This window comes from Candidatus Pelagibacter sp. HIMB1782, from assembly GCF_052047475.1.
In the GTDB taxonomy this organism is placed as follows: domain Bacteria; phylum Pseudomonadota; class Alphaproteobacteria; order Pelagibacterales; family Pelagibacteraceae; genus Pelagibacter.
In genome coordinates this window covers 696,618-714,557 of record NZ_JBNAKE010000001.1, presented here as the reverse complement: position 1 = coordinate 714,557, position 17,940 = coordinate 696,618, and the positions used below count along the sequence as shown (strand labels likewise).

Sequence of the window (17,940 nt, the reverse complement as noted above, 5' to 3'; positions counted from 1 at the left end):
ACAATGATAAGAAACATTTTATTTTCAATAATTTTTTTTACTGGAATTATTTTTATTTCTATAATTTTTTTACCTTCTTTTTTCCTACCAAGAAAAATAGTTTTAATTGGTGGCAAATTAATGGGCTATTGGACTGGTGTTTGCTTAAGGTTTATCCTTTCAGTAAAAATCCTTATCAAAGGTGAAGAAAATATAATCAAAGAGGATAAATTTTTTATTGCTGCATCTCATCAATCAATGTTTGAAACTTTTTATTTGCAAACTATTTTTAATTCACCAGTTTTTATTTTAAAAAAAGAGCTTCTCCAAATTCCAATATTTGGTTGGTATTTAAAAAAAATAGGATCAATTTCAATAAATAGAAATAAAACAACTAAAGATAATTTGGGTTTTTTTAATGATATTTCAAACACAATATCACAATCAAATCGTCCATTAATTATTTTTCCTCAAGGTACCAGGGTATTACCTGATGACAGAACTCCATTTAAAAAAGGAGCCTCAAGGATATATGAAGAATTAAAAATAAATTGTTTACCAGTAGCCATAAACTCTGGTTACGTATGGCCAAAAAAAGGTGGAAAAAATAGTAATAGAACAATTACTATATCAATATTAAAACCTATTTCAGCTGGGCTAGAAAAAAATGAATTTTTAAAAACTCTAGAAAAAAATATCTATCAAGAATTAGATTTAATAAATTAACCCTTCATTGGCATCACAACATAAATACTGTCGAAATCGCCTGGATCTTTTATTAAAGCTGGTGAACCCGTATCATTAAAGAAGATTTCGACTCTATCACCATCTAATTGTGAAGCTACATCAATCAAATATCTGGAATTAAAACTTATTTCTAAGTCGTGATCAAATTTAACATTTAATGTTTCTTTTCCGTCTCCGCTATTAGTATTATTTACCGAAAGGTTAAGAGTATCATTTGATAAATTAAATTTTACACCATCTTTTTTATCCAGAGATACAGAGGCCACTCTATCAACTGAGTTTAAGAAAAGTTTTAAATCAATTTCTAATTTTTTATGATTATTTTTAGGTATTACCTGAATGTAATTCGGGAATTTTCCATCGATAAGTTTTGAAATTAAAATACTATTATTCAGTTCAAACTTAATTTTTGACTTTAGATTTGATACTTTTACATCACCATCATAACTATCTAACAGTGAACAAAGTTGAAAAATTGTTTTTTTGGGAAGTATAACAGGGTCAAATTCAATTTTTTCATCTAGCCTGATTTTTGAAATCGACATTCTGTGACTGTCAGTAGCAACAGCTGTTAAATAATTTTTATCTTCAACTTCAGTTTGGTGAAAATAAATACCACTTAAATAATGTCGAGTTTCATCATTTGAAACAGAAAACTTACATTTGTTTAGAAGTTTCAATAATTGTTTTGATTTTATAATAAATTCATTTTCATTAAAATTTTCATCAGTCAATGGAAACTCGGTAGCACTAATACAATTCAAATTAAAAATAGATTTTTCCGATTCTACTTGTAATTTACTTACATCGGTAAGAGTAAGATTAATTTTTTTTCCTGATGTTAATTTTCTGATTATGTCATACATAATTGACGAGGTTGTTGTTGTTTTTCCTTCTTCAAGAATTTCAACATTATTTAGCTGGTGTATAAAAATTAAATCAAGATCTGTAGCAGTAATTGTTAATTTAGAATTACTAGCATCTAATAAAATATTAGATAAAATTGGTAACGTGCTTCTCTTTTCGATTACACCCTGACAATAATTTAGTGCTTGCTGAAGGTCTTGTTGGTTGACGTTAAATTTCATTTTCTTTGTTATTGTATAATATCTGATTTTTAAGTTTATTGATATTATCTACCATTTCTGGATCTTTTTCTTTAATTTTCTCAATTGTTTTAACAGAATGGATAATTGTTGTGTGATCTCTATTCGAGAATTCTCTACCTATTTCTGGTAATGATTTTGAAGTTAAAATTTTAGTTAAGTAAATTGCTGTCTGTCGAGGTCTTACAAGATATCTTGATCTTCTTGAAGAAAGCATTTCATTTTTGCTTATCTTAAAAAACTTACACACAATAGTCTGTATTAAGTCAATTGTTACTTTGTTTTCTGAGATATTTAAAAGATCTTTTAATACCACTTTAGTTTCAGGTAAATTTGGAACTTTGTTATAAATTCTTGAAAAGGATACTATTCGATTAACTGCTCCAACTAATTCTCTAACACTTCCTGAGATCTCATTGCTGATAAAATCTTGTATATCTTTTGATACTTGAAGCTGATCTGCATATAAATTGTTTAATTCTTCTGTTTTTTTTTGAACTATTTTTTTTCGTAATTCTAAATCAGGTTTTTGAATGTCAACAACCAATCCACCTGAAAATCTAGATTTAATTCTCTCTTGAATACGCATTAATTTATTAGGTGCTCTATCAGCAGATACTATAATTTGCGATCCTTTATCTAACAAAGCATTGAATGTATGAAAAAATTCTTCCTGCATTGCTTCTTTGCCGCTAATAAACTGGATGTCATCTATTAATAAAATATCAGTGTTTCTAAAATATTCTTTAAACTTAACCATATCATTTGATTTAATTGATTTTACAAACTGATACATGAAACGTTCAGCTGAAATGAACATCACTTTATTTTTTTTCTTCATCTCAAAACCAATAGAATTTAATAAGTGAGTTTTCCCCATTCCTACACCACCGTAAATATAGAGTGGATTATAATGAGAGATGGTTTCTGTAACCTTTATAGAAGCTTCATATGCAAGTTTATTGCTTGATCCAGTTATAAAGTTATCAAATCGTTTGTTTGGATCTATTCGATTGTACTGAAGGTACGAGTCTTTTATAAATGAAACATTTTCATTTTGGGTATTTTCAATATTTGTTGTGTCTTTTAAATCCTTATCAACTTTTTGATCAATAATTTTAAATTCAATTCTAATTATACCTTTTTTATACAATTTAATTATTTTCAGAATTTGGTCTAAATACCTCGAAGTAATCCAGTCTCTAATAAATCTAGTTGGAACAGATAAAAGTAAATAATTATTATGCTCCTCAAGAAATGATATTTTTTTTAACCAACTTTCATAAATTTCCAAACCTAATTTATTCTTCATTTCAGATTGAATTTGTTGCCAATCGATCTCTTCTGAAGCAAAATTATTAATATTTTTATTTGTAAAAGATTTATTCATAACTTAAGGGAAGATCTCAGTTAGAACGATTTAAAAAATTTTGCAACAAGTATTAAATTTAAAATTAAAAAAAAATTAAATCTGCAATTGTAGAATTTATTGTCACAATCATTTTTTTTTATGGACACAAATTTTTAAATTAGTTTTAAATTTTCTTAAAAATAAAATTTTTGATTGAATCAAATACAGATTGAATCAAACATTGATTGTATTGTGTAAGATCAAAGATTTACTAAATCTAAATATAGTAATTTGAAAATATTTAGATCTTATATAATGTGTGTGTGAAATTTATCTTCGAAACAACTTAAGGTTTTTAAATTGCTGCAATCTTTTTAGTTATTCTTGAGACGTTTCTTGATGCATTTTGTTTTTTAATTACACCAGTCTTTGCAATTTTCATCAACTCAGAGTTTAATTTAGGTAAGAATTTTAACGCTTCATCTTTCTTTTTGGTATCAATTAAAGCGTTCATTTTCTTTAATGCATTTCTAAATCTACTTTTTCTAGCTTTATTAACTGCTGTTTGTTTAGAAATACGTCTTATACGTTTAATAGCTGATTTTGTATTTGCCATGCGCAGGGGTATAGCTTGAGAACTGAAAACGGTCAACTAAATATTTGGCTAATTTTGGCAGGAATTACAAAAAAAAGTAGATCTATTTGATACAATTTTTTTCTGTATAGTATCGGTACATCCTATAGTTTTACATCTTAATCCTTCTTGGTGATATACTTTAAACTCTTTTTGATAGTTTCCAGAAGATCCCAACGTATCCTTAAAATCTCTAATACTTGAACCACCTTTTTTAATTGCTCTTAATAAAATTTTTTTTGAATAGTAAATAATTTTTTTACAATCTTCTCTAGTTAACAAACTTGCTTTTTTAAATGGATAAATCTTACTTAGAAATAAAATTTCACTTGCATAAATATTCCCAATTCCAGAAACAAATTTTTGATCTAATAAAAATGTTTTAATATTTTTATTCTTTCCTTTGAAATAATTAAAAACATAATTCATATTAAAATTTAAATTGAATGGTTCTGGTCCTAAATTTTTAAATCTACTTTCTAATTTTTCACTATTTTCTACTAACTCAAAAAAACCAAATCTTCTTGGGTCATTATAAATTACTTTCAAAGAATTAAATATTAATTCAATATGATTATGTTTTTTTGGTAATATAGGAGAATGATAAAAACTAGCATTAGTAAATTTTAATTTTTTTTTACTATCAATGATGTGTATGGTTCCAGACATACCCAAATGTATCAAACAAAACTCTCCACTTTTAAAATTCAATATTAAATACTTGGAAAATCTATCTACTTTAATAATTTTTTTATTCATTAAAAAAGAACTAAAATTTTTTGGAAGTGGAAACCTAAGATTTTTATTTCTAATAATTACTTTTTTAATACTTTTTTGTTTAATTTTTTTGTCTAAAGATTGTCTAACAATTTCTACTTCTGGTAATTCTGGCATTTCTCACTATATTCAATATATATTTTTTTATGCAACAATATCTTCAAAATAAAAAAGGCCTTGTGGAAGGTGTTTTTGATCAAGTTTATAGTAAATACGACTTGATGAATGATTTCATGTCACTGGGCATTCATAGATTTTGGAAAAAAAGTCTAATCAATATAATGAAACCATCTCCAAATAGAAAGTTAATAGATGTTGCTTGTGGAACTGGAGATATCGGTAAATTATTTTTGAATAGTACAAATCAAATGTCAGAAGTCACTTGTATAGATCCAAATAAAGGTATGATTAGTCAAGGCAAACAAAAATTATCTAATTATAAAAATATAAAATGGATCAATGCAGCTGCTGAAAAGCTTCCACTTCAAGACAACGAATTTGATTATTACACAATAAGTTTTGGTCTTAGAAATACAAAGAATTTAGATAAAGCTCTATCCGAAGCTTATAGGGTATTAAAACCAGGTGGAAGATTTTTATGTTTAGAATTTTCAAAAATTCAAAACTCTAACCTAGATTTTGTTTATAAAAACTATTCAAAAATAATTCCTCATATTGGTCAATTTATTGTTGGCGATAAAAAACCATATGAATATCTAGTAAAAAGTATTGAAGAATTTATTAATCAGGAAGAATTAATTGACTTAATGAAAAAGCATAATTTTACGAAATGTAATTATAGGAACTTTTCAGGTGGTATAGTTTCTATCCATAGTGGTTGGAAAATATAATGCTAAGAAAATTAATTACTTTATTTAAATTAGGAAGAAAAATTGCAAAATCTGATATTTTAGATATTGCCTCTAAATTTAAAAAACCGCCGGTCGCAATCACAATTTTATTTCAGCTATTAGCAATATCTTTTGAAAAAAAAGAATTGAGTAATCATGCCCAAGATGATGGTGAAAGACTTTCAAAATCATTAGAGTCGATGGGTACAACTTTTATAAAATTAGGTCAATTTTTAGCTACTAGACCTGATATTATAGGAGAAGAACTTTCTACAAAGCTGGAAAAATTACAAGATCGTGTACCACCATTTTCTATTAATCAAGCAAAAGAAATAATTAAAAATGATTTAGGCAATGATGCTTACAATTCTATTATTGATTTAAGTGAGCCAGTTGCTGCTGCATCAATAGCACAAGTTCATAAAGCTAAAATAAATGACAATGGTACAATTAAAGATGTAGCAATAAAAATTATAAGACCAGACATAAAAAAAATATTTAATGAAGAAATTGATGCGATGATGCTATTTGCATTTATCATTGAGTCATTTTTAAAAAAAACTAAAAGATTAAAACTTGTGGAAGTTGTTTTTTTGTTGAAAGAAATAACCAACCTAGAAATGGATTTAAGGTTTGAGGCAGCAGCCGCAAATGAATATGCAGAAAATACAAAAAATGATGCTGGATTCAAAGTTCCTGAAATTTATTGGAACTTTACTAGTGAGAATGTAATGACATTAGATTGGATAGACGGAGTATCTATTCGTGAAACAGAAGAGCTGAAAAAAAGAAATTTAAATACTAATAAAATTGCTGAGGATATTATCCAGCATTTTTTAAGACATGCTGTAAGGGATGGTTTTTTTCATGCTGATATGCACCAAGGAAATATATTTATTGATGATAGCGGTCAAATAGCTCCAATAGATTTTGGCATAATGGGTAGATTAGACAAAATGAGTAAACGTTTTTTAGCTGAAATTTTATTTGGATTTATACAAAGAGATTATAAAAAAGTTGCTGAGGTTCACTTAGTAGCAGGATTAGTCCCTAAAAATGTGCCAATAGATGATCTAGCACAAGCATTAAGGTCAATAGGAGAGCCAATATTTGGTCAAGAGGTTAAAGATATTTCAGGTGGAAAATTATTAAAACAGCTTTTTGATGTTACAGAAAAATTCAATATGCAAACTCAACCTCAATTGTTGATGTTACAAAAAACAATGGTTGTAGTTGAGGGTGTTGCAAGAAAATTAAATCCTAACACTAATATTTGGACAACCTCTAAACCAGTTCTTGAAAATTGGTTAAGAGAAACAAAAGATCCTATAAATAATTTTAACGAGACACTTAAAAATAGCACTGAAGTAATTAAAAGATTACCTGAGTTACCTGAAATCATGGACAAAGCAAATCAAGCTCTAACATTTTTAGCTAGCGGACAAATTCCTCAAAACTCCAATTCTTATACAGCTTTAAACGATAAAAAATCTGAAATGATAGCATTTAGAAACCAATCTATTATTGGTTTATTACTTCTTGTAATTTTTGGTCTTATAGTATTTTAATTCTGCAAATGAAAAATCTTAATAACAAAAAAATTCTTTTTATTATTTGTGGTGGTATTTCAGCTTATAAAAGTCTTGAAACGATTAGATTATTAAAAAAAAATGGTGCAGAAATAAAAACTATACTTACTTCTAGTGCTAAAGAATTTGTAACTCCATTATCAGTAGCATCATTATCTCAAGGTAAAGTTTATAGTGATTTGTTTAGCTTAGAAAACGAAACTGAAATGGATCACATTTCACTTTCTAGATGGGCAGACGTAGTTATCGTTGCACCAACTACAGCAAATACAATTTCAAAATTAGCACAAGGTACTACAGATGATTTGGCTTCTACTGTAATACTTGCTTCAAATAAACAAATTTATTTAGCACCAGCGATGAATGTTAGAATGTGGGAGCATAAATCTACAAAAACTAATTTAAAAAAATTAAAAGATTTTGGTTATAAGTTTATTGGTCCAGAAATAGGAGATATGGCATGCGGGGAATACGGAGAAGGTAAGATGTCAGAACCATTAAAAATTGCGGATGAGTTAAACCAATTTTTTTTAAACCAAAGTCAAAATAAAAAATTTAAAGCTTTAGTTACTGCGGGCCCAACAAATGAGTATATCGACCCTGTGCGTTTTATAACAAATAAATCAAGTGGCAAACAAGGATATGAACTAGCTAAATGTCTATTCAAAAAAGGTTTTGATACAACACTGATTTCAGGACCAACTAATCTAGAAGTAGAAAAAGATATTAAACTCATTGAAGTTGAAACAGCAGATGAAATGTTTGCTGCTACACAAGAGAATTTACCTGTAGATGTAGCAATTTTTTCAGCAGCAGTATCAGATTTTAAAGTAAAAAATAAATCTCAAACAAAAATAAAAAAAGAAGAAGCATTAAATTTAAATTTAGAAAAAAATATTGATATTTTAAATTATATATCAAATCATAATTCAATGAGACCTGAAATTGTGATTGGTTTTGCAGCAGAAACAAACGAAGTTTTTAAAAATGCAGAAGAAAAATTAAATAAAAAGAATTGTGATTGGATAATTGCTAATGATGTTTCTAAAAAAAATATTGGATTTAACTCTGATTATAATGAAGTTCTAATCCACTACAAAAATAAATCTTTAAAAAGTGAAGTCCTACCATACAAAAGAAAATCTGAAATTTCTGAAGAAATAGTTGATAGAATAATTGATCAATTAAATTAATGGCAAAAATCCTTGTTAAAAAATTAGATCCTTCAATAGAGCTACCTGCCTACAAAACAGAAGGAGCTTCGGGAATGGATCTTATGGCATTTATAAAAGAACCTATTATACTTAAGTCCCAAAATTCTTGTTTAGTTCCAACTGGAATTGCCGTTGCTTTTTCAAATGAATTTGAAATTCAAATACGACCTAGATCAGGTTTAGCAGCAAAAAATAATATTAGTGTTTTAAATACACCAGGAACAATAGATAGTGATTACAGGGGTGAGATAAAAGTAATACTTTACAATCACGGAAAAGAAGATTTTTTAATAAACAATAAAGACAGAATAGCTCAAATGGTTCTTGCACCAGTGATAAAAATGAATTTTGAAGAAACAGATGAGCTTCCAGAAACAATTAGAGGCGAAGGCGGATTTGGCTCAACAGGAAAATGAGCAAAAAACTAAACAAAAAACAAATCGAACGTTTTTCAAGACAGATCATATTAAAAAATATTGGTATTTTAGGTCAAAATAAAATTACAAATGCAAAAGTATTAATAATAGGCATGGGTGGTCTCGGGTGCCCAGTAGCAGAATTCTTGACTAGGTCAGGGGTTGGCTCATTAGGAATTGTGGATCATGATCGAATAAGCCTTTCAAATATTCATAGGCAGAGTTTATTCAATCAGAAAGATTTAAATCAACTAAAAGTCAAAATAGCTAAAAAAAAATTAAACAACATTAATTCTTTAACAAATATAAAAATTTTTAATTACAAATTAAATAAATCTAATTTTCAAAAAATTATTAAAGATTACGATTATATTGTTGATGGAACTGATAATTTTGAAAGTAAATTTCTAATTAATGATTTAAGTTTAAAGTATAAAAAGTTTTTGGTAACTGGTGCTATAAGTAAATTTGATGGTCATATCTTTACATTTAATTTCAAAAATAAAAAAGAACCATGCCTTCGATGTTTTTATCAAGAGGAAAAAATATCAGATGAAATACTCAATTGTGAATATGAAGGAATCCTGGGAACTGTAGCGGGAATAGTTGGCACGATGCAAGCTAATGAAATTTTAAAAAATATTTTAAATATAGGCCAAAGTTTAAATAATTATATTTTAATTATTGATTTATTAAATTTAAATTTTAGAAAAGCAAAAATTAAAAAAAGAAAAAACTGTCTATGCAATTAATTATAAGAATAATTTTAATTTTTATCTTATCAATTTCAATAAGTTCAGCTGATGAAATATTTGTTTCTTTAAAAAAAAATAAAGTAAACGTTAGGTATGGTCCAAGTTTTGATTCAGATGTAAAATATGTTTACAAAAAAATTAACTTTCCTTTAAAACAAATAGATAAAAAAGAAAACTTTAGAAGAATTATAGACTTTAAAAATAATGGTGGTTGGATACATATATCTCAATTAAAAAAAAATAATTCTGTAATTGCAACCAAGGATAAAATTTTATTTAAAAACCCTACATCTTTTGCAAAACCAATTGCTCTTATTGAGGAAGGTAGGTTGTTAATATTAGAAAAGTGTGAGCAAGAATGGTGTCGAATAACCTCTGGAGAATTTCAAGGTTGGGTTAAAACAGATAATATCTGGGGATTTAATTAACTAAAATCAGCAGAAAGTGACTTTTTGTTCTCTACAGACAGCTTGGTAGTATGGGAATATTCTTTATGATCTATTCCTATTTCAACTTCAATTTCTTCAGATTTAAATTTAGCTATTTGGTCATCTGAAAAATTAAAATGAATAAATTGAACTGAAGAAGCTTTTCCTTCAGCTGATGTTCTATCAACATCTTCCTCTGGTATAGCTTTTATTTTTTCTCCATTAATTTTCATAAACACTGTTTCTTCTATTCCACCCACTTTTCCTAAGAAAGCTGCACGTGATATAGGATTGTCTATTTCAAACATCAAAGTAGCTGTTAATTCTTTACCATTTGGTATTAGAGGATTGTATGCTGACAACTCATCTTTAAGTTGTTCATCTCCACCTTTTTCAATATATAACATTTCTTGAACTTGAGCTAACATTGTCTCGTAACTTTCAAAATAAAAAGTTGCATAAGGTCCTAATGCAATTCTTCTATTTTTTTTAAATTCAACAATATTTTTTCTTAATTCTCTTCTATTTTTTGTGTAGACATCCAATGGCATTATGTCTTCTTTTTGTATCTCTCTTTTATCTCTTGGCATAATCATAACTTATAACTTTTAGCCATCAATTCGATAGGATGTAGTGCCTCATCATTGGAGATGTTAGTATCCACTTCAAGCTGCTTTAAGTGCTTACCTGCTAAAGGACAATCAGAAGCCATGTACTTGTTATTTTTTGTTTTAATTTGTCTTGCAGTTGGTCTTCCTACTTTATTGGCCAGATCATGTGTTTCTTTCATCACACCAAAAGTTCCACCATGCCCAGCACATTTCTCTACAACATCAATTTTAACATTCGGGATAAGTTTAAGCATATCTCTCGCTTTGATACCCATGTTTTGTGCTCTTGCATGACACGCATGGTGCACTGTCACTCCACCATCTATTTCTTGTAAACCATCTGCTAATCCCTCATTGTTTGCAATATCAACAACATACTCATCAATATCCATAACGTTTGCAGATAATTTTTTTATTTTATCATCATTAGGTAAAAGCAATGGCCATTCAAATTTTAACATTAAACCACAACTAGCGGTTAATGTAACAACTTTGTAACCTTTGTTAATCCATTCAACTAAATCTTTAGAAACTTTTTTAGCCTGTTCCACAACTTTAGGAAGATCAGCTTGCTCCAAGAATGGCATTCCACAACATCCAGGATAGGCTTCTTGAACTTCTACTCCATTTTTCTTTAGAACTTTTAAAGCTGCAACACCCGTATTTTTTTTATTAAAGTTAACAAAACAGGTAGAATAAATTACAACTTTTCTATCATTAGTTTTTGTCTCGTAGTTTATTTTGTAATTATTTTTCATAAAAAAGTTAGAAAAAGTTTCTGAATTGTATTTTGGAAGTTGAACCCTTTTATCGATACCCGCAACTACCTCTAATATTTTTCTGAACAACTTATTTTTTATATCTGATGCCCAATTAATTATTTTAGAAAATAAAACCCCAATTTTTGCATTTCTATCTATTTGAGCTAATTGCAATGGAACACTTGGTAATTTGCCTAATTTTTTCTGTGCCGTTCTGTACCTCAACATTAAATGAGGGAAATCAAGATCAAAATCATGAGGAGGTACATAAGGACATTTGGTCATAAAACACATGTCGCAAAGAGTACAGGCATCAACAACCGGAGCAAATTGCTCACTTTTTAAACTTTCTACGTCTTCATTTTCAGACTCATCAATCATATCGAACAATTTTGGAAAGGAATCACAAAGATTAAAACATCTTCGACATCCATGGCAAATATCAAACACTCTTCGCATTTCTGCATCTAATTTTTCAGGATTTAAAAAATCTGGATGCTCAAAATCAATAGGGTGACGTATTGGGGCGTCTAGACTTCCTTCTTTGCTCATACGATTATATTAGAAATTATAATTAATGATAAAGAAACTAATACCACTGGTTCATTAAACCAATCTTTTATTAATTGTAAAAGTTGCTCTTTCATTTTTTTTGATTTTAGAAATTTTGTTAAATTTAGTGGGCGGTAAACGCCCACTAATGAATATTATTTAGGCAATAGACTCTAAAGTTTTTTGGAATTTACCAGCATGAGATTTTTCAGCTTTTGCTAAAGTCTCAAACCAATCTGCAATTTCCTCAAAACCTTCTTCTCTTGCAGTTTTAGCCATACCTGGGTACATGTCAGTATATTCATGCGTTTCTCCTTCAATTGCTGAAGCTAAATTTGCTTTAGTTTCACCAATTGGTTTCCCAGTAGCTGGATCTCCAACTTGTTCAAGGTATTCTAAGTGACCATGTGCGTGACCAGTTTCACCTTCTGCTGTTGATCTAAATACTGTAGCTACATCATTATAACCTTCGATGTCAGCTTTTTGTGCAAAATAAAGATATCTTCTATTTGCTTGACTCTCACCAGCGAATGCTGCTTTTAAGTTCTCTTCTGTTTTACTTCCTTTTAAAGACATTTTTTTCTCCTTAATTTAACTTTATAGACCATATAGTGTCTAAAACTTTAATGTCAATAGTTTAGAATTATTATAATCTAGATTTTATATAATTGATTTAATTGAATTATTTTTGAGTTTGATTATCACTCGCAACTTTAACCAAAACTTCAACTGAATTTATTTTTTTTCCTGTAATATTTTTTTTAATATTTACTGGGTCTATATCATTTTCATCACAATCTATTAGCTGATGAGTATCTTCATCATAAAAATGATGATGAACAGACGTGTTTGTATCAAAATAACTTTTATCGCTGTTAATCGAAATTTCTTTTAAATAACCTTTTTTCTGAAATGCATGAACAGTGTTATAAACTGTTGCTAAAGAAATTTTTTCATTCATCTCCTCAGAAATCATTTTTACGAGATCATTGATTGTAAAATGAAAAGTTTTTTCTCTATTAAATAGAACTTCACACATTTTAACCCTTTGTTTAGTGGGTCTAAGTCCTAAATCTCTTAATTTTTCAACAAAATTACAGTTTTTTACCATTGTATTTTATAATTATTCTAATGTATGAATAAAAATATACAGTTTTATTATATTATATTGGTATTAAATCAAGTAATAAGGTTTCTCAAAAAATATGAAAAAAAATTCCTACTCATATGACGATCTAATAAGTTGTGGAAATGGTAATCTTTTTGGACCAGGTAATGCAAAATTACCACTTCCTCCAATGCTGATGTTTGATAGGATAACTGAAATCAACGAGAATAATGGATCTTTCAATAAAGGCTCTTTAAAGGCTGAATTAGATATAAAAAACGATCTATGGTTTTTTGACTGTCATTTTAAAGAGGATCCAGTCATGCCTGGGTGTCTCGGTTTAGATGCTATGTGGCAACTAGTTGGATTTTTTCTGGGCTGGCTAGGAAATCCTGGCAAAGGTAGAGCTCTAGGAGTTGGTACTGTAAAATTTACTGGTGAAGTTTTACAAAATGTTAAAAATGTAAGGTACGAAATAGATATGAAAAAAATTATGTCGCCTGGTGGAACAACTGTTGGTCTTGCCAATGGAATTGTACTTGCTGATGACAAAAAAATATATTCAGCAGAAAGTTTGAAAGTGGGGTTATTTAAATAATGAGAAGAGTAGTAATTACAGGATTAGGAATTGTCTCTTGTTTGGGAAACAACCAAGAGGAAGTTCATCAATCATTAATTAATTCAAAATCAGGAATATCTTATGCTGAGGAATATAAAGAACATAATCTTAAAAGTCATGTTCATGGCAAACCAAATATAAAATTACAAGATCATATCGATCGAAAAACAATTAGATTTATGGGTTCAGGTTCAGCTTATAATTATATTGCAATGAAAGAAGCTATTGAGGATTCGGGATTAGAAGAAACTGAAGTTAGCAATTTTAAAACTGGAATCGTGATGGGTTCTGGTGGTCCATCAATTGAAAATGTTATTTTGGCTGCGGATAAAACAAGGGCTAAAACTCCAAAATTAATGGGACCATTCATTGTTCCAAGAACAATGGCAAGTACAGCTTCTGCAACACTTGCTGTTCCATTTAAAATTAAAGGAACCAACTACACAATGAGTTCTGCTTGTGCAACAAGTGGCCACTGTATTGGTAATTCAATGGAATTAATTCAAATGGGAAAACAAGATGTTGTTTTTGCAGGTGGAAGTGAAGAAGTTCATTGGGCAATGACGGCAATGTTTGATGCGATGACTGCTTTATCGTCAAAATATAATGATGCACCCGAAACAGCATCAAGAGCATATGACAAAACAAGAGATGGTTTTGTAATTGCAGGTGGTGCAGGTGTATTAGTGCTAGAGGAATATGAACACGCTAAAGCAAGAGGTGCTAAAATATACGCAGAATTAACTGGTTATGGAGCAACTTCAGATGGATACGATATGGTAGCTCCATCAGGAGAAGGTGCTGTCAGATGTATGCAAATGGCAATGTCTACTGCCAAAAATAAAATTGATTATATCAATACTCATGGAACTTCTACTCCAGTTGGAGATATCACGGAGCTAAATGCAGTTAAAAATACTTTTGGAGACAATATCCCAAAGATTAGTTCGACAAAATCTTTATCAGGACATCCACTTGGTGCGGCTTCAGTTCATGAAGCAATTTACTGTTTGATAATGATGAAGAATAATTTCATAGCTGGCTCTGCAAACATAAGTGAGATGGATGAAGAAGCTAAGAAATTTCCTATAGTTTCAAAAACTGAAACGGGAGTAACTTTAAATACAGTAATGTCAAATAGCTTTGGTTTTGGTGGAACTAATGCAGCTTTAATTTTTGAAAAGGTTTAATTTATGAGTTTAATGAAAGGCAAAAAGGGATTAATCATGGGTGTTGCAAATGAAAGATCTATTGCCTGGGGTATATCTCAAAAACTTGCTGAAGCAGGGGCAGAACTAGCATTTACATATTTAGGTGATGCTTTGAAAAAAAGAGTTGTTCCTTTAGCAGAAAAATTAAATTCAAACGTTACATTTAGTTGTGATGTTGAAAAAAAAGAAGAGGTTGTAAAATTATTTGAAGATATCAAATCCCAATGGGGTGAAATTGACTTTGTGGTTCATGCAGTTGCTTTCTCTGATAAATCAGAGCTATCAGGTGAATATTTAAATACCACTAGAGAAAACTTTTTAAGAAGTATGTTAATCTCATGCTTTTCATTTACCGAAGTAGCAAAAGAAGCCTCAAAGGTAATGAAACAAGGCGGAAGTTTATTAACTTTAACTTACGAGTCTACTAAAGCAATTCCAAATTATAACGTAATGGGTGTTTGTAAATCAGCTTTAGAAGCTAGTGTTAAGTATCTAGCTCGAGATTTGGGCGCAAAGGGCATGAGAGTAAATGCAATAAGTGCAGGCCCTATTAAAACATTAGCAGCTTCTGCAATTGGAGATGCAAAATTCCTATATAAATGGAATGAAGACCATTCTTTTCTAAAAAGAAACGTAGATATCCATGATGTTGGAAATTCAGCATTATATCTATTAAGCGATCTTGCAAACGGAGTTACTGGTGAAATTCACTATGTAGATGCAGGATATAATAAAGTTGGAATGCCTGACCCAAAGAATATCAGCTAAATTTAGTTAATTTTAGTTAAAAAAAACCCCCAGAACTCTCATTCAGGGGGTTTAAAATTTAAAATTAAGCTATTAATTATTCAGTAGCTTGTTTCATAGAAAGTTTAACTTTACCTCTATCAAAGCCAATCACTTTAACTTTTACCTCATCGCCTTCTTTGACAACATCGGTTACTTTAGCAACTCTTTTATCTGCAAGTTCTGAGATATGAACAAGCCCATCTTGTTTTCCTAAGAAATTAACAAATGCACCAAATTCCATAATCTTCATTACTTTACCTGAATAAATTTTATTTAGTTCAGCTTTTGCAGTTATGTCTTTAATCATCTGCATTGCGATGTTTCTAGACTCTTCATCTGGAGCAGCAACTGTTACTACACCCTCATCATTTACATCTACTTTCGCACCTGATTTTTCAACTATTTCTCTGATTGTTGCACCACCTTTTCCAATGACAGCAGCAATGTCTTTTTTATCAACATTAACTTGTTCCATTTTTGGAGTATGTTTTCCAACATCAGATCTTGAAGCTGATAATGCTTTATTCATTTCTCCTAAGATATGAACTCTTCCATCTTTAGCTTGGCTTAATGCTTGCTCCATGATTTCAAATGTAATACCTGTAATTTTGATATCCATTTGAAGAGAAGTAATTCCATCTTTAGTTCCAGCAACTTTAAAATCCATATCCCCTAGGTGATCTTCATCACCTAAAATGTCTGATAAGACACTAAAGTCATCACCTTCCTTAATTAAACCCATTGCAATACCTGCAACTGGCTCTTTAATTGGCACTCCAGCATCCATTAACGCTAGAGAAGTTCCACAAACAGTAGCCATTGAAGAAGAACCATTAGACTCAGTTATTTCTGAAACTACTCTAAAGGTATATGGAAATGCCTCTTTAGTTGGTAATGAAGAGTTAATCGCTCTCCAAGCTAATTTACCATGTCCGATTTCTCTTCTACCAGTTCCGATTCTTCCAGTTTCTCCAACTGAAAAAGGAGGAAAATTATAGTGAAGCATAAATCGTTCTCTCTGAAGCCCATCTAAACTTTCAATTCTTTGTTCATCATCTGAAGTTCCTAGAGTTGCAACAACAATTGCTTGTGTCTCACCTCTAGTAAATAATGCAGAACCATGAGCTCTAGGTAAAATACCCACTTCACACTCGATAGGTCTTACATCAGATAAACCTCTTCCATCAATTCTATTTTTATTTTTTAGGATATCGGTTCTAACAATTGATTTTTCTAGACTTTTTAGCTGACTGTTAACATCAAGATCTGTGTAGTTTTCATCTTCCTCATAAAGTTTTTTAGCTTTATCAGTAATTTCAGAAATTTGATTAGATCTATCTTGTTTATCTCTTGTAGCAAAAGCTTTTTTGAGATCTTCAGTAAAAGATTCCTCAAGTTTTTTCTTAACTTCAGATAAATCTTTTTTCTCAACTGTCCATTCAGGTTTTCTACATTCTTTTGCAAGCTCCTCAATCATTTCAATAACTGGAACAAAGCCTTCATGACCAAATTTAACTGCGTTTAACATTTCTTCTTCAGTTAAACCGCTTGCCTCTGACTCAACCATAAGCACAGCATCTTTTGTACCTGCTACAACTAAATCTAATTTCGATTTTTCTAACTCTGCTTTAGATGGGTTTAAAACATATTTTCCATCAATAAATCCAACCCTTGAGGCTCCTACAGGTCCCATAAATGGCATTCCTGATATAGCTAATGCTGCTGATGAAGCAGTGATTGATAAAATATCTGGTTCGTTTTCTTTGTCATATGAAATTACAGTTGGTAATAACTGTACTTCATTTTTAAATTCATCAGGAAACAAAGGTCTGATTGGTCTATCAATTAATCTAGAGATTAATGTTTCACTCTCAGTTGGTCTTGCTTCTCTTTTAAAATATCCACCTGGAATTTTTCCAGCTGCATAATATTTCTCTTGGTAATTTACAGATAATGGAAAGTAATCCATATCAGGATTTACTTTTTTTGCCCCCACTACTGTTGCTAGTACGACTGTCTCTCCACATGTTGCGATTATTGCACCGTCTGCCTGTCTTGCTACTTTACCTGTTTCTAAACTTATCTTCTTTCCCGCTACTTCAATTTCCTTCTTGTATACTTTAAACATTTCATTTCCATTTCGTTTCGTTCGTTTCGTTCCATTCCGTTCTATCTATCTTGACTTCTATTTTCTTAAATTCAATTTCGACAGTACATTTTTGTAAGAATCCATTTTGTTTTTCTTTAGGTATTCTAACAATTTCTTTCTTCTATTTACCGCTCTCAACAATCCAACAGATGAATGTTTATCCTTCTTGAATTGCTTAATATGCTTAGAGAGAGTTTCAATTTTCTCTGTTAGCAAAGCGATTTGGATTTCTGAAGATCCAGTATCTTTATCGTGCATTGCTAATTCTTGTGCCTTTTTATTCATGCCTCTTT

General features: G+C 29.8%; 20 protein-coding genes. 10 read left to right on the top strand and 10 right to left on the bottom strand.

Features of this window, described 5'->3' with window-relative positions; genetic code table 11:
* The first annotated feature begins 3 nt into the window (after positions 1 to 3).
* Positions 4 to 705 (top strand): lysophospholipid acyltransferase family protein, encoded by a 702-nt coding sequence (locus ACTTAO_RS03765; protein WP_440648219.1) that lies wholly within the window; start codon positions 4 to 6, stop codon positions 703 to 705.
* Here ACTTAO_RS03765 and dnaN read toward each other — a convergent pair.
* From dnaN to mutM, 4 genes are all read right to left on the bottom strand, one after another.
* Positions 702 to 1,814: a DNA polymerase III subunit beta gene (gene dnaN / locus ACTTAO_RS03760; RefSeq protein WP_440690950.1), complete on the bottom strand. Its 1,113-nt coding sequence runs from the start codon at positions 1,812 to 1,814 to the stop codon at positions 702 to 704. The genes ACTTAO_RS03765 and dnaN overlap by 4 nt on opposite strands.
* Positions 1,804 to 3,222 carry a chromosomal replication initiator protein DnaA gene (gene dnaA, locus ACTTAO_RS03755; RefSeq protein ID WP_440690949.1) on the bottom strand — a complete coding sequence of 473 codons (1,419 nt, stop codon included), beginning with the start codon at positions 3,220 to 3,222 and terminating at the stop codon, positions 1,804 to 1,806. Before dnaA ends, dnaN begins: the two co-directional genes overlap by 11 nt.
* Before the next feature lie 316 nt (positions 3,223 to 3,538).
* Entirely contained in the window at positions 3,539 to 3,799 is a 261-nt protein-coding gene (rpsT, locus tag ACTTAO_RS03750) for a 30S ribosomal protein S20 (protein ID WP_262590084.1), read from the bottom strand.
* Between the two features lie 48 nt (positions 3,800 to 3,847).
* Complete coding sequence (gene mutM, locus ACTTAO_RS03745; protein ID WP_440690948.1) at positions 3,848 to 4,711, bottom strand: bifunctional DNA-formamidopyrimidine glycosylase/DNA-(apurinic or apyrimidinic site) lyase; 864 nt, start codon at positions 4,709 to 4,711, stop codon at positions 3,848 to 3,850.
* A gap of 29 nt (positions 4,712 to 4,740) precedes the next feature.
* On the opposite strand from mutM, the gene ubiE reads away from it, so the two are divergent.
* The 6 genes from ubiE to ACTTAO_RS03715 are packed head-to-tail and all read left to right on the top strand — an operon-like array spanning position 4,741 to position 9,847.
* Entirely contained in the window at positions 4,741 to 5,445 is a 705-nt protein-coding gene (ubiE, locus tag ACTTAO_RS03740; protein ID WP_440690947.1) for a bifunctional demethylmenaquinone methyltransferase/2-methoxy-6-polyprenyl-1,4-benzoquinol methylase UbiE, read from the top strand.
* Complete coding sequence (gene ubiB, locus ACTTAO_RS03735; protein WP_440690946.1) at positions 5,445 to 7,013, top strand: 2-polyprenylphenol 6-hydroxylase; 1,569 nt, start codon at positions 5,445 to 5,447, stop codon at positions 7,011 to 7,013. Before ubiE ends, ubiB begins: the two co-directional genes overlap by 1 nt.
* Positions 7,014 to 7,021: 8 nt before the next feature.
* Positions 7,022 to 8,227, top strand: coding sequence for a bifunctional phosphopantothenoylcysteine decarboxylase/phosphopantothenate--cysteine ligase CoaBC (gene coaBC, locus ACTTAO_RS03730; protein ID WP_440690945.1), 1,206 nt, complete (start codon positions 7,022 to 7,024; stop codon positions 8,225 to 8,227).
* Entirely contained in the window at positions 8,227 to 8,664 is a 438-nt protein-coding gene (gene dut, locus ACTTAO_RS03725; RefSeq protein ID WP_440635124.1) for a dUTP diphosphatase, read from the top strand. The genes coaBC and dut overlap by 1 nt, the downstream gene beginning before the upstream one ends.
* Complete coding sequence (locus tag ACTTAO_RS03720) at positions 8,661 to 9,416, top strand: HesA/MoeB/ThiF family protein (RefSeq protein ID WP_440619263.1); 756 nt, start codon at positions 8,661 to 8,663, stop codon at positions 9,414 to 9,416. Before dut ends, ACTTAO_RS03720 begins: the two co-directional genes overlap by 4 nt.
* Positions 9,407 to 9,847: an SH3 domain-containing protein gene (locus tag ACTTAO_RS03715; protein ID WP_440690944.1), complete on the top strand. Its 441-nt coding sequence runs from the start codon at positions 9,407 to 9,409 to the stop codon at positions 9,845 to 9,847. Before ACTTAO_RS03720 ends, ACTTAO_RS03715 begins: the two co-directional genes overlap by 10 nt.
* Here ACTTAO_RS03715 and ACTTAO_RS03710 read toward each other — a convergent pair.
* The 4 genes from ACTTAO_RS03710 to ACTTAO_RS03695 all read right to left on the bottom strand — a co-directional run bounded on the left by ACTTAO_RS03710 (position 9,844) and on the right by ACTTAO_RS03695 (position 12,882).
* Positions 9,844 to 10,437, bottom strand: a complete 594-nt coding sequence (locus ACTTAO_RS03710) for a DUF3501 family protein (RefSeq protein ID WP_440690943.1) — start codon at positions 10,435 to 10,437, stop codon at positions 9,844 to 9,846. The two genes, ACTTAO_RS03715 and ACTTAO_RS03710, sit on opposite strands and share 4 nt — an antisense overlap.
* A gap of 2 nt (positions 10,438 to 10,439) precedes the next feature.
* Complete coding sequence (locus ACTTAO_RS03705) at positions 10,440 to 11,771, bottom strand: (Fe-S)-binding protein (RefSeq protein ID WP_440690942.1); 1,332 nt, start codon at positions 11,769 to 11,771, stop codon at positions 10,440 to 10,442.
* A 159-nt stretch (positions 11,772 to 11,930) separates the two neighbouring features.
* Positions 11,931 to 12,347, bottom strand: coding sequence for a rubrerythrin family protein (locus ACTTAO_RS03700; protein ID WP_262590070.1), 417 nt, complete (start codon positions 12,345 to 12,347; stop codon positions 11,931 to 11,933).
* Positions 12,348 to 12,453: 106 nt separating this feature from the next.
* Complete coding sequence (locus ACTTAO_RS03695; protein WP_262590069.1) at positions 12,454 to 12,882, bottom strand: Fur family transcriptional regulator; 429 nt, start codon at positions 12,880 to 12,882, stop codon at positions 12,454 to 12,456.
* A 94-nt stretch (positions 12,883 to 12,976) separates the two neighbouring features.
* Between ACTTAO_RS03695 and fabA the strand changes: the two genes are divergently transcribed.
* Genes fabA through ACTTAO_RS03680 form a run of 3 tightly spaced genes read left to right on the top strand, consistent with a single transcriptional unit; the run spans position 12,977 to position 15,477 of the window.
* Positions 12,977 to 13,477, top strand: coding sequence for a bifunctional 3-hydroxydecanoyl-ACP dehydratase/trans-2-decenoyl-ACP isomerase (gene fabA, locus ACTTAO_RS03690; protein ID WP_440690941.1), 501 nt, complete (start codon positions 12,977 to 12,979; stop codon positions 13,475 to 13,477).
* Positions 13,477 to 14,688 (top strand): beta-ketoacyl-ACP synthase I, encoded by a 1,212-nt coding sequence (gene fabB, locus ACTTAO_RS03685; protein WP_440690940.1) that lies wholly within the window; start codon positions 13,477 to 13,479, stop codon positions 14,686 to 14,688. The genes fabA and fabB overlap by 1 nt, the downstream gene beginning before the upstream one ends.
* 3 nt (positions 14,689 to 14,691) lie before the next feature.
* Entirely contained in the window at positions 14,692 to 15,477 is a 786-nt protein-coding gene (locus ACTTAO_RS03680; protein WP_262590066.1) for an enoyl-ACP reductase FabI, read from the top strand.
* A 76-nt stretch (positions 15,478 to 15,553) separates the two neighbouring features.
* Here the strand turns inward: ACTTAO_RS03680 and pnp are convergent, their stop codons facing one another.
* Positions 15,554 to 17,626 (bottom strand): polyribonucleotide nucleotidyltransferase, encoded by a 2,073-nt coding sequence (pnp, locus tag ACTTAO_RS03675; protein ID WP_440690939.1) that lies wholly within the window; start codon positions 17,624 to 17,626, stop codon positions 15,554 to 15,556.
* Between the two features lie 57 nt (positions 17,627 to 17,683).
* Positions 17,684 to 17,932, bottom strand: a complete 249-nt coding sequence (gene rpsO / locus ACTTAO_RS03670; protein WP_075485648.1) for a 30S ribosomal protein S15 — start codon at positions 17,930 to 17,932, stop codon at positions 17,684 to 17,686.
* Between the last annotated feature and the right edge of the window lie 8 nt (positions 17,933 to 17,940).